At 40.5% G+C, this 17,685-nt stretch carries 17 protein-coding genes; 4 read left to right on the top strand and 13 right to left on the bottom strand.

What is annotated here, in order from left to right; all coding sequences use genetic code 11:
• Positions 1 to 66: 66 nt before the first annotated feature.
• The 4 genes from P2G54_RS09350 to rocF all read right to left on the bottom strand — a co-directional run bounded on the left by P2G54_RS09350 (position 67) and on the right by rocF (position 4,542).
• Positions 67 to 975 (bottom strand): 1,4-dihydroxy-2-naphthoate polyprenyltransferase, encoded by a 909-nt coding sequence (locus tag P2G54_RS09350; protein WP_275870436.1) that lies wholly within the window; start codon positions 973 to 975, stop codon positions 67 to 69.
• Between the two features lie 12 nt (positions 976 to 987).
• Complete coding sequence (locus P2G54_RS09345; protein WP_275870434.1) at positions 988 to 1,578, bottom strand: glutathione peroxidase; 591 nt, start codon at positions 1,576 to 1,578, stop codon at positions 988 to 990.
• A gap of 91 nt (positions 1,579 to 1,669) precedes the next feature.
• Complete coding sequence (gene argS / locus P2G54_RS09340) at positions 1,670 to 3,460, bottom strand: arginine--tRNA ligase (protein ID WP_275870432.1); 1,791 nt, start codon at positions 3,458 to 3,460, stop codon at positions 1,670 to 1,672.
• A 131-nt stretch (positions 3,461 to 3,591) separates the two neighbouring features.
• The gene (gene rocF, locus P2G54_RS09335) at positions 3,592 to 4,542 is read right to left on the bottom strand and encodes an arginase (RefSeq protein WP_275870430.1); all 951 of its coding nucleotides are present in this window, start codon (positions 4,540 to 4,542) and stop codon (positions 3,592 to 3,594) included.
• Positions 4,543 to 5,080: 538 nt separating this feature from the next.
• On the opposite strand from rocF, the gene P2G54_RS09330 reads away from it, so the two are divergent.
• Positions 5,081 to 6,469, top strand: coding sequence for an arginine decarboxylase (locus tag P2G54_RS09330; protein WP_275870428.1), 1,389 nt, complete (start codon positions 5,081 to 5,083; stop codon positions 6,467 to 6,469).
• Between the two features lie 97 nt (positions 6,470 to 6,566).
• Here the strand turns inward: P2G54_RS09330 and P2G54_RS09325 are convergent, their stop codons facing one another.
• The 9 genes from P2G54_RS09325 to P2G54_RS09285 all read right to left on the bottom strand — a co-directional run bounded on the left by P2G54_RS09325 (position 6,567) and on the right by P2G54_RS09285 (position 12,057).
• Complete coding sequence (locus P2G54_RS09325) at positions 6,567 to 7,385, bottom strand: ZIP family metal transporter (RefSeq protein ID WP_275870426.1); 819 nt, start codon at positions 7,383 to 7,385, stop codon at positions 6,567 to 6,569.
• A 92-nt stretch (positions 7,386 to 7,477) separates the two neighbouring features.
• On the bottom strand, positions 7,478 to 7,690 hold the full coding sequence (locus P2G54_RS09320) for a hypothetical protein (protein ID WP_275870424.1): 213 nt from the start codon (positions 7,688 to 7,690) through the stop codon (positions 7,478 to 7,480).
• A gap of 45 nt (positions 7,691 to 7,735) precedes the next feature.
• On the bottom strand, positions 7,736 to 7,957 hold the full coding sequence (locus tag P2G54_RS09315; protein ID WP_275870422.1) for a hypothetical protein: 222 nt from the start codon (positions 7,955 to 7,957) through the stop codon (positions 7,736 to 7,738).
• A gap of 18 nt (positions 7,958 to 7,975) precedes the next feature.
• On the bottom strand, positions 7,976 to 8,257 hold the full coding sequence (locus P2G54_RS09310) for a hypothetical protein (RefSeq protein ID WP_275870420.1): 282 nt from the start codon (positions 8,255 to 8,257) through the stop codon (positions 7,976 to 7,978).
• A 38-nt stretch (positions 8,258 to 8,295) separates the two neighbouring features.
• Positions 8,296 to 9,144 (bottom strand): universal stress protein, encoded by an 849-nt coding sequence (locus tag P2G54_RS09305; RefSeq protein ID WP_275870418.1) that lies wholly within the window; start codon positions 9,142 to 9,144, stop codon positions 8,296 to 8,298.
• 238 nt (positions 9,145 to 9,382) lie between these two features.
• Entirely contained in the window at positions 9,383 to 9,880 is a 498-nt protein-coding gene (locus P2G54_RS09300; protein WP_275870415.1) for an SRPBCC domain-containing protein, read from the bottom strand.
• A 48-nt stretch (positions 9,881 to 9,928) separates the two neighbouring features.
• Positions 9,929 to 10,084, bottom strand: a complete 156-nt coding sequence (locus P2G54_RS09295; protein ID WP_275870413.1) for a hypothetical protein — start codon at positions 10,082 to 10,084, stop codon at positions 9,929 to 9,931.
• A 65-nt stretch (positions 10,085 to 10,149) separates the two neighbouring features.
• Complete coding sequence (locus P2G54_RS09290; RefSeq protein WP_275870411.1) at positions 10,150 to 10,944, bottom strand: cation transporter; 795 nt, start codon at positions 10,942 to 10,944, stop codon at positions 10,150 to 10,152.
• Positions 10,945 to 10,947: 3 nt separating this feature from the next.
• On the bottom strand, positions 10,948 to 12,057 hold the full coding sequence (locus tag P2G54_RS09285) for an alanine racemase (protein WP_275870408.1): 1,110 nt from the start codon (positions 12,055 to 12,057) through the stop codon (positions 10,948 to 10,950).
• Between the two features lie 298 nt (positions 12,058 to 12,355).
• Here P2G54_RS09285 and alaS point away from each other — a divergent pair, with 298 nt between their 5' ends.
• The 3 genes from alaS to P2G54_RS09270 are packed head-to-tail and all read left to right on the top strand — an operon-like array spanning position 12,356 to position 17,580.
• On the top strand, positions 12,356 to 14,980 hold the full coding sequence (gene alaS / locus P2G54_RS09280; RefSeq protein WP_275870406.1) for an alanine--tRNA ligase: 2,625 nt from the start codon (positions 12,356 to 12,358) through the stop codon (positions 14,978 to 14,980).
• Between the two features lie 21 nt (positions 14,981 to 15,001).
• Positions 15,002 to 16,462: an Asp-tRNA(Asn)/Glu-tRNA(Gln) amidotransferase subunit GatB gene (gene gatB / locus P2G54_RS09275; protein ID WP_275870404.1), complete on the top strand. Its 1,461-nt coding sequence runs from the start codon at positions 15,002 to 15,004 to the stop codon at positions 16,460 to 16,462.
• A complete protein-coding gene (locus P2G54_RS09270) occupies positions 16,459 to 17,580 on the top strand; it encodes a TlpA disulfide reductase family protein (protein ID WP_275870402.1) in 1,122 nt (373 codons plus the stop codon). Before gatB ends, P2G54_RS09270 begins: the two co-directional genes overlap by 4 nt.
• Positions 17,581 to 17,685: the final 105 nt, after the last annotated feature.

Raw genomic sequence — 17,685 nt, 5'->3', positions numbered from 1 at the left:
AAAAGGTTATTGTTTCTACCAAATTAGTATAAAAATCAACTATTTAAATGAATAGGAAGACCTTTTCTAAAAAAGTAAGCCTATTCCGAATAGAATAACCCAAAGAAGAGTTGACATGGCCATTTTTTTCAAATAGGGATCAATCTCTTGGGATGTTTTTGCTTTTTGAACACCCAAACCAATTTTCAGCATCAAAGGCAAAGCTAAAAAGGGGAGTAGGGCCAGTAATTTTTGAGTGAATATTGCAAAAATCAGCAAGGAAGCATATCCTCCAAGAAGCAGTAGCCAATTGTAGAGTACTGCAGATTTTTTTCCGATTCGAACGGGGATGGACTTTTTTCCGGCGTTAAGATCAGATTCTATGTCCCGGATATTGTTGATGTTCAAAACCGCCGTGCTGAAAAATCCCAAAGAAATTCCTATTAGCAAAACGGATGGTTCAAAACTCAGGCTATGTAAAAAATTGGTACCCACTACTCCCAGCAAACCGAAAAAGAGGAAAACCGATATATCACCTAGTCCTGCATAGCCATAAGGATTGCTGCCAGAGGTATAAGAGACAGACGCCCAAATGGCCGCTAAACCCAATCCAAGAAAAACAGAAAAAAGAATCCAATCCTGAACTGCTACATACAAGAGTACCAAGCCTGATACCAATGATAAAAAGCCCATGAGGTACATGGCCTTTTTCATTTCCCCAAGAGAAATCAAACCGGATTGTACAGCCCTTACAGGGCCTTGCCGGTCTTGGGAATCAGCACCGTGAACCGTGTCTCCGTAATCGTTGGATAGATTGGAAAGAATTTGTAGAAAAATGGTTGTGAGGGAGGCCAAAAGCAAAATTTCCCAACGGAAATTCCCATAGAATGCCGCTATGAAAGAGCCTGCCAGGATACTTGCCAAAGCTAAAGGAAGGGTCCTAAGCCTTACTGCATGAAGCCAGGCCTCTTTTTTGCTTTTGATCTCTATTTTCACAATTATCAGGTTTTAACCTTTGATGAGGGAGATGATTTCATCATCCATAGGTGAAACTGTAGATGGGAAAAACTTCATCAGTTCTCCTTTTTCATTGACGTAATATTTGCAAAAATTCCAGGTGGGTTCCTGATTGTTCCATCCATTTAGTTTTTCATCGGAAAGCCATCTATATAAGGGGTGTTTGTCGTATCCTTTCACGGATATTTTTTCGAAAACAGGAAAAGTAACCCCAAAATTTGCAGTGCAAAACTCTTTAATATCGTCATTGGACCCGGGTTCTTGACCACCAAAATTATTTGCGGGGAAGCCCAAAACGGCGATCTTATCTCCGTACTCTTGGTGCAATTTTTGAAGATCTTCGTACTGAGGAGTAAATCCACATTTCGATGCCACATTCACCAATAGAACTTTTTTGCCTTTGAACTGGCTGAAATCAATCTCGTTTCCATCGAGATCCTTCATCTTGAAATTGTAAAATGAACTTTCCATAAAAGTCTCTGTCTTGGGTATTAAACTTGCTTGAAGGCTATTTGGTCTTTCCAGCGTGCGCTGACAGGAAAGCAAACTGATAAGAGAAAGAGTAAATAAGAACTTTTTCATGCGTTAATAATTTGTTTTTCAGGACACATGGAATCTCACATGGTCAATACTCGTCATATGGGACGGTTTTGGAATCATGCTCGATTTCATATTACATACGGTCCGGAACCGATATGCCTAACAAACTCATGCCTTTTTTAATTGTTTTAGCAGTTTGGGCAGAAAGTGCTACCCTGAAAGCTAAGACAGAAGTGTCATTTTCATTGAAAATCGGAACATCTGCATAGAAGCGATTGTATTCCTTGGCAAGATCGAAGAGGTATTGGGCCAAAATGGAAGGGGCATAATCCTCACCTGCCTGACGGATTTTCTTTTCAAAATCATTGAGAAGGAAGATCAAACCAGACTCCGATTCTGCTAGGCTTTTTACTCCCGAAAAATCCGCTTTGGAATAATCCACACCAATCTGTTCTGCTTTTCTCAAAATAGAAGCAATTCTGGCGTGGGAATATTGAATGAATGGGCCTGTATTTCCTTGGAATTCAATAGATTCTTGAGGATTGAAAAGCATTCTTTTTTTAGGGTCCACTTTTAACAGGAAATACTTCAGTGCCCCCAGTCCTAAAATTTCATAGAGTTCTTCAGCTTGCTCTTTGGAGAACCCTTCGATTTTTCCTAGTTCCTTGGTATGGGATTCTGCTGTTTCAATCATTTCCTGCATGAGGTCATCTGCATCAACCACAGTGCCTTCTCTAGATTTCATTTTTCCAGAGGGAAGGTCTACCATTCCATAGGAGAGGTGGTACAGTCCAGGTCCATAAGGTCTTCCTAATTTCTGCATGATCTTAAACAAGACATCAAAGTGGTAATCTTGCTCATTTCCAACAACATATACAGATTTGTCAATTTGGAAATCTTTGTATTTCAGATCAGCAGTTCCCATATCTTGAGTGATATAAACTGAAGTGCCATCTCCTCTAAGAACGAGTTTTTCATCCAAGCCTTCATCAGTCAAATCAACCCATACAGATCCGTTTTCCTTTTTGAAAAAGACCCCTTTGGCAAGTCCCTCTTCAACAATGTCTTTTCCCAGTAGGTAAGTGTCTGATTCGTAGTAAAACTTGTCAAAGTCCACTCCCATTTTCTTGTAAGTAGCATCAAAGCCAGCATAAACCCAAGCGTTCATCTGCTTCCATAAAGACACAGTGGCTTCATCATTTGCTTCCCATTTTCTTAGCATTTCCTGGGCTTCCAGAAGGATAGGAGCATTCTTTTTGGCTTCTTCCTCAGATTGACCTGAAGATTTTAGCTCATCGATTTGCTTCTTGTACTCTTTGTCGAAAAGGACATAATATTTACCTGCCAGGTGATCTCCCTTTAGTCCAGAAGATTCCGGAGTTTCTCCGTTTCCAAATTTAAGGTAGGCCACCATGGATTTGCAGATATGGATTCCGCGGTCATTTACCAAATTGGCTTTGATTACTTCATATCCGTTTGCCTTGAGAATTTCGGCAACAGAATACCCAAGGAAATTATTTCTTAGATGACCCAAATGAAGGGGCTTATTGGTGTTGGGGGAGGAATATTCCACCATGACCTTTTGGCCATTGGCTGGCAATTGTCCGGGGTTTGGGTTGGTAATTAGCTTCTGAAATACATCCAGCCAGGAAAGTTCATTCAAAACCAGGTTCAAAAACCCTTTGACTACGTTGTAATCCGCAACTTCCGCAATATTTTCTTTCAGGAAATCCCCGATTTTACTTGCTGTTGCTTCTGGGGAAAGTTTGCTGACTTTCAGAAATGGAAAAACCACAAAAGTGTATGTGCCTTCAAACTCCTTTCTGGTTGGTGCCAAACTTATTTGCTCAAGCTCCAGCTGGTGATCAAAAATATTCTGGAAAGCCTGTTGAATTCCTTGCGAAATGTTTGCTTGTATATTCATACCGAATGGTAAACTGATTGCTCTTGAATTTTAAGGAAAGCCAAGAGTTGATTTTCGTTTGATTGTTTATTCGGATGCAAATCTATGCACTCTGATTTATTTACCATGGACTTTATTCTCAATTCAATGTTTTAGAAGTTTTCTACCAGTGCTTTGGTAGTAACTTCCAAGACTTCAAATGCGGCTTCGGCCATGGTGTTTTCTGTATCCAGCGTAGGGTTGACTTCTACAATTTCCCAACAACACACTCTTTTGTCTTTGATCAGTTCTGCATTGAGTTGTATTGCTTCTTGCAATTTCAATCCATTGGGAACCGGTGTTCCTGTCCCTACGGAAATAGAACTATCCAAGCTATCTACATCAAAGGAAATATAAATCTGGTCGCAGTCCTTTAAGATTTCCAAGGTCTGTTGTGCTACTAACTTTATACCTAGTGTCCTGACCTCTTGAGTAGTGAAGTTTTTTATACCATGTTTTTCAATCAAATGGTCTTCAGGCTTTTCTGTGTCTCTAACTGAAATGAAAACAATATCCTTTGGGGCAATTTTGGCTTGGTCACCTCCGATTTTTTTGATGCGCTCCCAATAGAGAATAGTTTCTTTTTCTGGTTGGTTTATTTGGCATTCTTTGTTGTCCAACTGAGTCACCATCGCCAATGGCATTCCATGCATGTTGCCTGATGGGGTAGTAAATGGGGAATGGAGGTCTGCATGGGCATCTATCCAGATGACTCCCAATTTTTTGTCCGGATCTGCCGCCTTTATGCCCATTATTGTTCCGGCTGCTGTGCTGTGATCACCTGCTAAAACAATCGGAAATTTTTTATCTAATCGTAGAGACTCAATGGATCTGAATACATTTTTTAACACTTGATAAACTCCGTCTATATGTTTTGCATGCGGATATTTATTCCCCTTCCAGAGGTAATCATTGGCATCTTGTACATTGATAGGGTCAAACTTCATGAAGAAATCTGATTTTTTGTCTAGACTAGCAATCTTCAATGCGTCGATTCCCATACTTGCTCCTCTTGTCCCTGCTGCAATTTCCGACCTTACTTCGATCAGTTTTATATCTCTCATATCTGTCTCCTAAAATTGTATTGGGTTAATTAAAGGCCAAAACTAATTAAAATGGCCTGTTTTCACATTTTTTCATGGATATCATACCATTTGAATATCATCCCAAAAAAAATATGGGGAAAATTGGTTTTAATGAATTTCATCTCTATTTGCACAGTTTATTAATCAAATTCATAATTAGGAGTGCATCAAGTCTATCTTTAATCAAACCGCATAGGCACTTTTGGCTTTCCTCGAGTACATCTCGGCAGAATGAGGTAAATATGAAAACGCAGGATTTTCTGAATAGAACAATTGGTCTATTGGAAAAGGAAATTCAATTCAAGGCAGTTTTAAGTCAGGTTTTACTCCATAAAAAAAGATTTTTTGTTGAACAGGCTTTATTGCTGAATTCCCTGATTGACAAGCAGTAAGGGGGAAAGGATTGGAAAAATCATATAAATAGGGGGCAATCCTTTGGGATTTGTCCCCTTTTCATTTGAATTACGCTGATAAAAAGCAATTTTTGCAGGGCAATACGATATAAAATAAGGGGCAAATGAACCGATATATTGACCTGATTCAACAAACTTTTGATTTTCCTACCAAAGAGTTTCATGTAGAAAATAATGAGTTGTTTTTTAATGGGGTAAACTTGATGGAAATCATCAAGACCTATGGGACACCGTTGAAATTGACTTATTTACCCAAGATTTCTGAAAATATTCAGAATGCCAAGACCTATTTCAACAACGCAATACAGAACCATAATTACAAGGGGAAATACACGTATTGCTATTGTACCAAGTCCTCTCATTTCAGTTTCGTGCTGGATGAGGCGTTGAAAAATGATATCCATATTGAGACTTCCTCAACCTTTGATATTCCATTGGTGAGAAGCCTTTATGAAAAAGGCAAAATCTCCAAGGATACTTTTATTGTTTGCAATGGGTTTAAAAGGGAGCTATACAAGCAGTATATCACGGAATTGATCAATGATGGCTTCAATTGTGTGCCTATTTTGGACAATCTCGGTGAAATAGATTATTATTTAGAGCATGTGAAAGTTCCATTCCAAGTAGGGATCAGAATTGCTGCTGACGAAGAACCAAAGTTCGGCTTTTACACTTCTCGCTTGGGAGTACGATATAATGACATCATCAAACTATATGAAGAAAAGATCAAAGATCACCCTTTGGTAAGTTTGAAGATGCTTCACTTTTTCATCAATTCAGGAATCAAGGATACAGCTTATTACTGGTCCGAATTGACTCGATTTATTCAAAAGTATGTGGATCTCAAAAAGGTGGCTCCAACTTTGGATACCATGGATATTGGGGGTGGTTGGCCAATCAAAACCAATGTGTTTTTTGATTACGACTACCAATATATGGCAGACCAGATTGTCAAAAACATCAAATGGATGTGTGCAAAAAACCATACGGACGAGCCTAATATTTTTACGGAATTTGGAAGCTATACCGTGGGTGAAAGTGGAGCTGTTTTGTATTCTATTCTGGATGAAAAATTGCAGAATGACAAGGAGCTCTGGTACATGATTGATGGTTCATTCATTACCCAGTTACCAGATAGCTGGGGGTTGAATCAGAAATACATCATGCTTGCAATCAACAATTGGGATGAAACGTATCACAACATCTCATTGGGTGGTCTGACTTGCGACAGTATGGATTATTACAACTCCGAAGCTCATCAGTTTAATATTTATCTTCCCAAGATTGAGTCTGGAAGAACCCAATACATTGGCTTCTTCCATACGGGAGCCTATCAGGAATCATTGGGTGGATATGGAGGAATCCAGCATTGTCTGATTCCGGCACCAAAGCATGTGCTGATTGATCGAGATGAAAACGGAAATATTACCCACAGGCTTTTTGCAAAGGATCAGACTGAAGAAAGTATGCTGAAGATCCTGGGTTATGAATGATTTTTAAAAGAACCGCTGAAAAGCGGTTTTTTTATTGGGGAGTAGGGAAGTCCACCAGAATTGGTGATTTTTTTGGACAGGATTTTCTGGATAGAATTTAACCCAGGGCTACATCCAGCATCATCATGGTTGCAAATCCAATCATAGCGCCTATTGTGGAGAGGTCCGTCTCATTTCCATGTTGGGATTCAGGGATAAGCTCCTCAATCACCACAAAGATCATAGCACCTGCTGCAAATGAAAGGGCGTAAGGAAGGAGGTGCGACATGCTAACAACCAAAAAAGCTCCTAAAACTCCGGCAATTGGCTCGACGATTCCAGACAATTGGCCATAAAAAAAGGCTTTCCTTCTGGATAAACCCTCGCGTCTTAGAGGTACTGATACAGCCGTTCCTTCCGGAAAATTTTGTAAGCCTATTCCAATTGCCAAAAGTATTGCCCCTGTTAAAATAGCAGGATCCTGGCTAACTCCATAAGCCCCAAATGCAACTCCCACTGCAAGACCTTCGGGAATATTATGCAGGGTGATCGCAAGTATCAATAAAACGCTCCTTTCCCAGGAAGTTTTGATCCCCTCTGCACGCTCGATGGGAAGTCTTCGGTGAAGGTGGGGTAAGAGCTTGTCAATGAGCAGAAGAAATGCCCCTCCTAATAAAAAACCAATTGTCGCCGGGAACCAAGCAAAATCCGGATCATCTTCAGCAACCATTTCTATGGCAGGGGAGAGCAGGGACCAGAAACTTGCTGCGATCATAACCCCAGCTGTAAAACCCAGCATCAGATTCATGACCCTACGATGAATATCTTTAAAGAAAAATACCAAAGCAGCTCCCGCCATGGTTATAGCCCAAGTAAATAGAGTAGCCAATAAAGCGAGTAAAATTGGGTTCTCGATTGAAAGCCATTCTATGTCCATATTCTGCCCTATTTTAAACGATAAATTTCTCCCATGCTACCCGGGTATGGGTGGCTACTTTAGATGAATTTCATATCCTAAAAAGCTCCTTTTTATTTGATTTTATGCTCCTCGAGTTGGTCGCGAAGCAGCTTTTTAAGACTTTCCAGATAATCTTCCAGAATTTCCTTGTTGATTTTGGGATTGGCTTCTGAAGGAATTGTCATGGGGTTTTCATCCAACCGATTGTAGAGTTCGGGGAAATTGTTCTCAATGTTTATAGTCAATTGAGTAATTTCTCTAAGAAGGCTTTGAAGATTTCTCATGGCTTTAATATTTAAATTGAAAATCAGGTTCAAATGGATTATTATTTACCCTGGTCTTTGGGTTTTTTCTTCGTTTAAGTGATGCCTAAGTAATTGCTTGAGACTCTCCAGATAATTCTCAAGAAGACCCGCATTAATTTTTGGATGCTCTTCTGTGGGTAAAGTGATAGGATTTTCATCCAACAGGCGGTACAACTCTGGGTAGTTGTATTTGATGTTTGTTGTTAACTGGGTTATCTCTAATAGGAGAGAATTAATGTCTTTCATGGCTTTTATTGCTTTGGTTTAGAGACGAATCAAGGGCATAACCACGAATAAGTGGATGAAAAATAAAATCACATAAATAATCCCTAAGACCAAGGGATAGGATATCAGTTTGTATTTGGTTTGGGCTTTTAGTGTATGGGCCAATAGGCCATGAACTCCAGCTATCAACAAAAGGAATTGCACAAATGCGATGGGTATCAGGAATTGTGGAGAATATTGCTCTGGCGTTATCCAATAGAAATAAATTCCCATTAGAATAGAAATAACGAGTAATGCCCAATAAATTCTTCTAGCTAACATAATCTTCTGTTTTAAATGGACTTGAATGGAATTTTCGCTCAATGAAGTAGGTGTTTTTCACTGAAACTCAATACAGGAATATGGCTATGGAATTCCATCTTTTTCACCAGATCAGGATGAAACAGGTTGTCCCACAAGCCTTTTCTGTCTTTCTCCAGCATAATCAATAGATCCACTTGATTTTGCTGTAAATAATTTAAGATGCTCTTACCGGTTTTATCAGCGTAAAGAATCTCAATGCGGATATTGGGATACTTAATCAAATCATGGATCTGGCTTTTAAAGAATTGGACAAACTCGGCGCTTACTATGTCATCATACCTACTGATGTGTATGATGGTGATTTCGGGGTGAAACGGTTCCAGAAAACTGATGGACTGAGTTAATGCCCGAAGATCTTCCGTCTGAAAATCAGAGGCGAAAACCACTTTTTTAAAGCTGACCTTGGTGATGTTTTCAGGGATTGCCAAAATAGGAACCGGTGAATCATTTAACATTGCTTTTGTAGTACTTCCAACAAGCAGTTCTTTCACCTTGCTTTCTCCCTTGGTTCCGACTATTAGGATTTCTGCACCACTTTCTTCAATGCCTTCCAGTATTCCTTTGACCACTGATCTATTTCCAATAACCAAATAGTTTGCTCTTAGAATTTCATCACTTCGGGTATGATTTTGGAAAAGTTCTGCCAGGTTTTTTTCGGCATTTCGCACTGCTTGCCTTTCCATTTCAAGAGCAGTTTCTGCATGAGGGTAATTCCAAGACGTAGGAATATCGAAGACATGGAGCATGGTGATTTCCGCTCCGTGATTTCTGGCTAGGTTCAAGGCAAAATCCAGAGCTCTTTCAGCATTTTCTGAAAAATCGGTTGCAAACAAGATATTTTTCATATCAAAATCTGGTTTGGTAAGAATTAAAAATACCCAGACTTTCAAAGAATTACACTGATAATTGTCAGTTCAGAGGCTGAAATCAACCGTTTTTTCCCGTTGAATATGAATAGGTTGAGTTTTGTTTGAAATGGCTTTTCGATTCAATTTTTCTCGAACAATTTTTAATGATGAGAAAGCAAAATGAAAAAACAGCTCTAAAATCTTATCGGCTAAAAGCAACCAAAACTGAAGGGGATCAACCTTTCAAAAACTTTTCCAAGGCATCAAATGTCCCTTTAAAGCCCTGCTGCATATTAGATAAGTTTTCTGAAAATAGCTTTTGACTGGCTTCTGGCGCTTGGTGTGGAAAGGATACCAAATCAATTCGGGTCAAGTCACCATCTTGGTAAAATTCCAGATTCATGACCATTTCTAAAGGCCAGTCCTTTCCAAAGGGAATCTCAGGTGCGGGGACAGTTTCCCCTACAGGATTGGAAAAGGAATTGATGACTTGAAGCCGTGAGGGTTCCTCTATTTCCCTGATTACCCATTTAGCCCAGATGTCAAATCCATTGGGTCCCCTTAAGACAAAATGAACCATTCCCCCAGGGTAGAATTCAAAGGTTTTGATTTCCATCTCAAAGCCTGATGGCCCCCACCATTGACTGAGTTGTTCAGGATTGGAGAAAGCAGCATACGTTTTTTCAATTGGTGCTGAAAAGTTTCGAGATATTTCTAAATCCGAGTAGGACATACACTATTGGTTTGAAACGTACTTTAAAATTGTGCTTTTAGTAAAGCTTTATCTCTTTTCGACCACCAACAAATAGTCTACTTTTGCAGTGGCCCCCATAAGTTGAAATGTGGGCTTGACATTGGGAATGATGGAAATTACCTCTCCATCCAGTGTGTTGAGAAAAAGCTCCAACTTCTCCTGCATGTCTCCGCTTTTTAACATTGAGCCGGTGAACTTTATATTTCATAGGTTTCAAATTTGATTCTTCCAATGCTTCAATTTCAATGTTATCTTGAAAGCTTCAATATCCGAATTGCTCCCAAAACCACCAAGACAAATACAATAGCTCCGACTAGCAAATCAGGAATTCCGGATTCAAGCCAAAGGACAAAAAGTCCGGCAAGAATCACCCCAAGGTTAATCAGGATATCATTGGAAGTGAATATCATACTGGCTTTCATATGTGCTTCCTCACTTCTCGAACTTTGAAGTAAATACAGGCAATAGGCATTGGCGCCCAAGGCAAGAACAGAGACCCAAATCATGGTATGGAAATCAGGCGTTGCCTCATTTCCCAAGAATCTTCTGATGACTTCTAAAAAACCCAAAAGGGCCAAAATTCCCTGTAAGATCCCAGCAATTAAAGCAACTTTCTTTTGATTGCTTGTTTGGGTTCCTATTGCCAAAAGACTCAAACCGTAAACCAAAGCATCTGCCATCATATCCAAACTGTCAGCAATTAGCCCCATGGACTTTGAAAAGTATCCATAAATGGATTCCACTACGAAAAAACCGAAGTTTATCGCTAGGACAATCCAAAGGAGTCTTCGCTGATCGGCTTCCCTTTCTTTTGGAATTTGCTTGATTTCCCTACTTTCCAACCAATGGCTTCCTAAATTTAGGCCGTCAAGGGCGGTAGTAAGCACAGGAAGTATTTCTTCTTGATGATATATTTTGAGTTCTCGTTTTTCCAAGTCGAATGCCAACTGATGAATTCCCTGAACCCCGCGAAGTTTCAACCGGATCAGGTTTTCTTCCGAGGGGCAATCCATATTTGGGATTTTAAACAGGGACTCTTTCATTTTTTAATGACAACCTTCTGCGTGGTCAATGATTTTTCCGTCCAGACTCAGGTATTCTCCCATGGCGTCTGCTGTCATACAGGAATGAATAGGTAAAATGCCCAGTAAGTCACCAACTTTAGCCGTTTCCAGTAAGGATTTAGATGCCTTGATTACTCCGTGTTCTTGTGAGATGCTTTTCAGATAAGAACGGTCCTTTGAATCCGGGATAGTCCATCCAGAGGCATTTAGGTATACCACCTCTCCAAAATTGTTGCTACCATCGGGGTTTTTCAAGACATCTTTTGCTAAATGGACTCCGCCACCATGTACCAGAATTTCTCCTCTTTCTTGGTTGATGTCAACGACTGGAACAGCAAGGCAAACTGCAACATCAGATCTTTCGCAGCCACCTAGTTCCACTTGCATCAGGTCATAAAAGACAAAATTTCCAGGTCCCATTTCATCGATATCCCCAAAATCCTCCATCACTGCACATCCTGGGGTGTCACCGGTTCTGGTCACCAAATTTGGATATTCTTTACGGTATCTTGTCTTCAGGTCACTTAAAGCATTCCGGGTTTGTTCATAAAGTGCCGGAATATCGGGCATATAGTAAGAGTGGCCTGCATGGAGATAAAACCCTTTGAAAAAGAGGTGTTCGGATGTTTTTGCGGTTTGAAGGATTGAATCAATTAATTCAAAATCTGTGTTTTTGACGCCTGTTCTACCGTAACCAGCATCTATTTCGATAAAGAATCCTACTTTTTTTGTAAGCCCATCTACCAGTTTTTGGGTAGTTACGGTATTGATCAACTGAATAGAAATAGATTGAGATTTCGCAAGTCTGTTCAACCTGGGAATTTCCAGTGGGTTAAAAGGAAAGGCAATATGAATATTTTCCCAACCCTGACCGCAAAGGTATTCAGCCATTTTGATAGAGGAAGCGGTTACTTCTTTGATGCCATATTCTTTGGCCCAGTTTCCGATTTCATGGGACTGGGCTGTTTTCCAGTGCGGAACCAACTTCAGGCCATGGCGAGAAGCTTTATCTGCCATACGTTTCATATTGGCTCGACAGATTTTTTCGTCAATCAGTAAAGTGGGGGAGGTGATTTGATCTAAATAGGTCATGCTTGAGTTTGGGATTAAATTGAGTTCCTTAAAATAGAAAAGAAATGGCAATGAAACGGCAGGAGAATAGATAAACGGAAATTAGGTTTGGGGATTGCCGAACTTTTGATCCAAGTTTTTTTGATTATTGAAGTCAAATTTCAAAACCTAACAGATCAGAACGTAATTTCCCCGTTTCTATGCACATTAGCCCATCATTTATTCTATTTTTGTGTCCCGGTTAAAAGGGTTGATTTTCATCCTTTTTATTACCGAAGAATAAGATAAGACAATAAAGCCAAGCGCATCGTTTACCTTCATGGAAGCAAAAAAAATACGGAGTACCTTCATTGAGTTTTTCCAGTCAAAGCAGCACCAATTCGTTCCCTCATCTCCGATAGTAGTCAAAAATGACCCTACGTTGATGTTTACCAATGCAGGGATGAATCAATTTAAAGACGCCTTTTTGGGAAATGAAGTCGCGAAATATCCCCGTGTAGCAAACTCCCAGAAATGTCTCAGAGTAAGTGGAAAGCATAATGATCTGGAGGAAGTTGGGGTAGATACCTATCACCATACCATGTTCGAAATGCTGGGAAACTGGTCTTTTGGAGATTATTTCAAGAAGGAAGCCATTGACTGGGCCTGGGAATTGCTTACTGAAGTGTATCAGCTACCAAAAGATCGCCTGTATGCTTCCGTTTTCCAGGGTGACCAGGGAGATAATCTGGAAATGGATCAGGAGGCCTATGATTTTTGGAAATCCATCATCCCGGAAGACAGAATCATCATGGGGTCCAAAAAGGATAATTTTTGGGAAATGGGTGATACAGGACCTTGTGGGCCTTGTTCCGAGATCCACATTGACTTGAGACCGGATTCAGAGCGCCAAGAAGTTCCGGGACGGGATTTGGTAAACAAAGACCATCCTCAGGTGATCGAAATCTGGAACCTGGTATTTATGCAGTTCAACAGGCTTGCGGATGGTAGTCTAAAAGACCTTCCTGCCAAGCATGTGGATACCGGGATGGGCTTTGAACGTTTGGTTCGTGCCATACAGGGAAAGTCTTCCAACTATGATACAGATGTGTTTACTCCCTTTATTCATTTTCTGGAAGAAAAATCAGGGAAGAAATACGGGGAAAATGAACAGACTGATATCGCATTCCGGGTAATTGTGGATCATATCCGTGCCATTTCCTTTACCATAGGGGATGGACAGTTGCCTTCCAATAACAAGGCAGGATATGTGATCCGTAGAATTCTGCGTAGGGCAGTTCGATATGGATATACCTTTTTGGGATTCCAAGAGCCGTTTTTGTACCAATTGACTCCCCTGATTGCAGAGCATTTTGGAGATATTTTCCCTGAAGTAAGACAGCAACAGGAGTTTATTGCTAAGGTTATTCAGGAAGAAGAAGCCTCCTTCCTTCGCACGTTGGATCACGGTCTTAAAATGCTGGATCAGATTAAGACAGATTTAAAAGAAAATGGAGAAAGTGTCATCCCTGGAAAGACTGCTTTTGAATTGTATGATACCTATGGTTTTCCACTGGATTTGACATCCTTGATCGCTCGGGAAAGTGGTCTTTCCCTTGACGAAAAGGGATTTGCTTCCGAAATGGAAAAGCAAAAGAACCGAAGTAGAGCCGCATCTGAATCTGAAACCGGTGATTGGGTTTTTGTTCATGAGGATAATGGAGTGGAATTTATAGGCTATGACTTTCTTGAGACCTACTCTCATATCATCAAGTACCGGGTCGTGAAGGATAAAAAAGGAGACAAGTTCCAATTGGTTTTGGATAAAACTCCTTTCTATGCAGAAAGTGGTGGCCAAGTAGGGGATACCGGCTGGTTGGTGTCTGAGACGGAAAAAATCCGTGTGATCGATACCAAAAAAGAAAACGATTTGATCGTTCACTTTGTGGAAAAGCTTCCTGTAAAACCTGAATCCCGGTTTTCCTCTGAAGTGGATTCGGATAAGCGTTCTTTCACCATGAATAACCATACCGCCACTCACTTGCTCCAATCTGCATTGAGAACGGTTTTGGGTGACCATATCCAGCAGCGAGGTTCTTTGGTAAATGAGAATTTGCTTCGTTTTGATTTCTCGCATTTCAGCAAAATGACTGATCAGGAAATCAGACAGGTAGAAGACATTGTCAATGCCAAAATCCGTCAAAACATTCCTTTGAACGAGCAGAGAAATGTACCCATTGAGGAAGCCAAGAAAATGGGAGCAACAGCTTTGTTTGGTGAAAAGTATGGAGACTTTGTGCGGGTCATCACTTTTGACCAGGATTTTTCTGTGGAGCTATGTGGTGGTACCCATGTTCCTTCCACTTCTCAAATCGGGTTATTCAAGATTATATCAGAAGGTTCTGTTGCATCCGGTGTAAGAAGAATAGAGGCGATAACGTCAGTTGCTGCGGAGACCTATTTGAGGGAGCAGGAGAATTTGGTGAAGGAGATCCAAGAAATGCTGAAGAGTCCTAAGGATCTGAAAAAAGCCATCGAAGCATTGTTACAGGAAAGAAATGAGCTGAAGAAAGAAATTGAGGGCCTATATCTTGAAAAATCCGCTGGTGTGAAATCGGAGTTGCTCAAGCAATTTGTAGAAAAAGAAGGTGTGAATACCCTGATTGCACAGGTGGAACTTCCGAATGCGGATTCTTTGAAAAAACTGGCATACGAGCTGAAAAATGAGGTGGCAAACGCCTTTGTTATTCTTGCCGCCAAAATTGAGGACAAACCTCAGATCGCAGTGATTCTTGACGAAAGCCTGATTCAATCTAAGAATCTGAATGCCGGTCAGATCGTAAGGGATTTGGCAAAGGAAATTCAAGGAGGGGGAGGCGGACAGCCGTTTTTTGCCACTGCAGGTGGAAAAAACCTGGCTGGCTTGGAAAATGTCGTGACCAAAGCACGAGCATTGTACCTGTAAAAATTCGAAATATACGCTGTAATGGTAAGCGATGAAATAAAAAGTAAGTACCAATTGGTAATCGGTCTGGAGGTTCATGCCCAGTTGATGACTGAGAGCAAGATGTTTGCATCAGATTCGACTGAATACGGACAGCTACCTAATACTCAGGTTTCTGTAATCACCTTGGGACATCCAGGTACCCTGCCAAAAGTCAATAAAAAGGCAGTTGAATATGCCATCAAAATGGGATTGGCATGCAATTCCGAAATTACCCGGTATAATATTTTCTCGAGAAAAAATTACTTCTACCCAGACTTACCCAAAGGATATCAAATCACCCAGGACAAAGGTCCCATTTGTGTTGGTGGAATAGTTCCTATTCGGCTTTCCGATGGTACCAAAAAAGAAATCCATCTCAATCGCATCCATATGGAAGAGGATGCCGGTAAGTCCATCCACCTTGCTGAAGAAACGGATACCTTGGTGGATTACAACCGTGCCGGAACTCCATTGATAGAAATTGTAACCGATCCCGACCTGAGAAGCTCTGAAGAAGCTTATGTTTTCTTAAATGAAATCAGAAAGCTGGTCATGTATCTTGGAGTTTGTGACGGAAATATGGAGGAAGGCTCCTTGCGTTGTGATGCCAACGTATCCGTGATGCTAAAAGGGGCTACTGAATATGGGAAAAAGGTAGAAGTAAAAAACATGAACTCTTTCCGAAATGTTGCCCGGGCCATCGAACATGAATTTGATAGAATTGTTGGCTTATTGGAAGCGGGTGAGGAGATCATTTCAGAAACCAGGACATTTGATGCCAATTCTGGTACAACTGCAAGCATGCGTACCAAGGAGGACTTGAATGATTACCGATATTTCCCGGAGCCGGATTTGAGTCCAGTTGTAATTTCTGAGGAATGGCTCAACTCAATAAGGCATACCATGCCCTTATTGCCAAGAGAACTACATGCGAAGTTTGTCAATGAATTCGGTTTGCCTGATTATGATGCGGGGGTTTTGACGGATACTAAGGAGATTGCCATGTGGTTTGATGAACTTTGTGAGCAAACTTCGAATTATAAAGCGGCGTCTAATTGGATGATGGGACCTGTAAAGTCTTATCTCAATGAGTCGAATATTGGTATTGAAGATTTTCCAGTATCCACTTCTGAATTGGCAGATTTGATTGCCCTGATTGACGAAGGGAAAGTAAGTTACACGGTGGCTTCTCAGAGTATCTATCCTGAATTGCTCGTGGGCAAACATGAGACTCCCTTGGAGATTGCACATCGATTGAATTTAATTCAGGAAAGTGATGAGTCTTCCTTAAAACCAATTGTAGAGCTTGTTTTGGAAGAAAATAAAGCAAAAGTTGCTGAATATAAATCCGGTAAAAAAGGACTGATAGGCATGTTTATGGGACTGGTGATGAAAAAGTCACAGGGAAAGGCAGATCCCAAAGTTGCCACGAAATTACTACAAGAATTATTAGACAAATGAATATGATGAAGAAGCATATGCTTGGAATTTGGCTTGGTTTAGTTTTGGGTTTTGCCTCCTGTGGAGGAAATCCAAGTTCAGAAGAGGGGATTATCCAGATTACTGGAAGGATTCAAAATGCACCAAGTGGAAATATTGTTCTATCCCAGTTTACTGACAGCAGGCCTAAAGTATTGGATACATTGGAGCTTTCAGAAGGTGGAGAATTTAGCTATGAACTTGCACTAACCACACCAACTTTCTATGATCTGAATCTATTTGGACAAAAGTCAGTGCGTCTTGCTTTGCTGGACGAGGATGTGCAAGTAGCCTATGATTTTTCAGATCCAGAGAGCCTGCAGATTGAAGGTTCCGTGGATTCTAAAGAAATGCAGAAGCTTGATAAGTTGTTTCAGGACTACCAGTTAGAAGTGAATACCCTAAATGAAGCGTATTATGAGGCCATGAGTTCCAATAATAGTGAGGAGATAAAAAAGATTCAATTGGAGGCAATGGCATTGGAATCAAGACAGGCTACCAAGGTTAAAGAAATGATTACAAGTATGGGGGATAGTTTTGCCTCTTTGGCAGCCATCGGCCTATTAAGCCCTAAAAATGATTTTCCTTTTATTGATGATTTGGTCAATAAACTCAATGAAAATTATCCGGGAACCATTGCTGTCCTCCAACTGAAACAGCAGCTGGATGAACTCAGACCTTTGGCTGTTGGTCAAATCGCTCCGGAAATCGAACTTCCTAATCCTGATGGGGAATTGGTGAAGCTGTCGGATCTTCGTGGAAAATATATTCTGATCGATTTCTGGGCGGCATGGTGTAAGCCTTGTCGGGAAGAAAATCCAAACTTAGTTCGACTTTATGCTCAGTATAAAGACAAAGGCTTCGATATTTTGGGGGTTTCTTTGGATAGATCTAAAGAAGATTGGCTGAAGGCAATTGACGATGATGGCCTGAGCTGGACTCAGATTTCTGATTTGCAATACTTTAATTCAGTAGCTGCCGAGACCTATAAGATTGACGCTATTCCTGCCTCTTATTTACTTGATCCCGATGGGAAGATTATTGCAAAAGGTTTGAGAGGGCTTAGCCTGGAAAATAAACTTATAGAGATTTTCGACTAAAGTAAAGTCCGATATTTCATAAAGAACCCCGCCTCTTAAAAAGAAGCGGGGTTTTTTAATGAGCAGAAATTCTTACTTAAGCAATAAAAGGAAGGAGGAAAAAGT

Origin of the sequence: Algoriphagus sp. CAU 1675, assembly GCF_029222925.1 — a bacterium.
In the GTDB taxonomy this organism is placed as follows: Bacteria; Bacteroidota; Bacteroidia; order Cytophagales; family Cyclobacteriaceae; genus Algoriphagus.
Note: the sequence above shows the minus strand (reverse complement) of the source record. Positions and strands in the feature narration are given on the sequence as shown.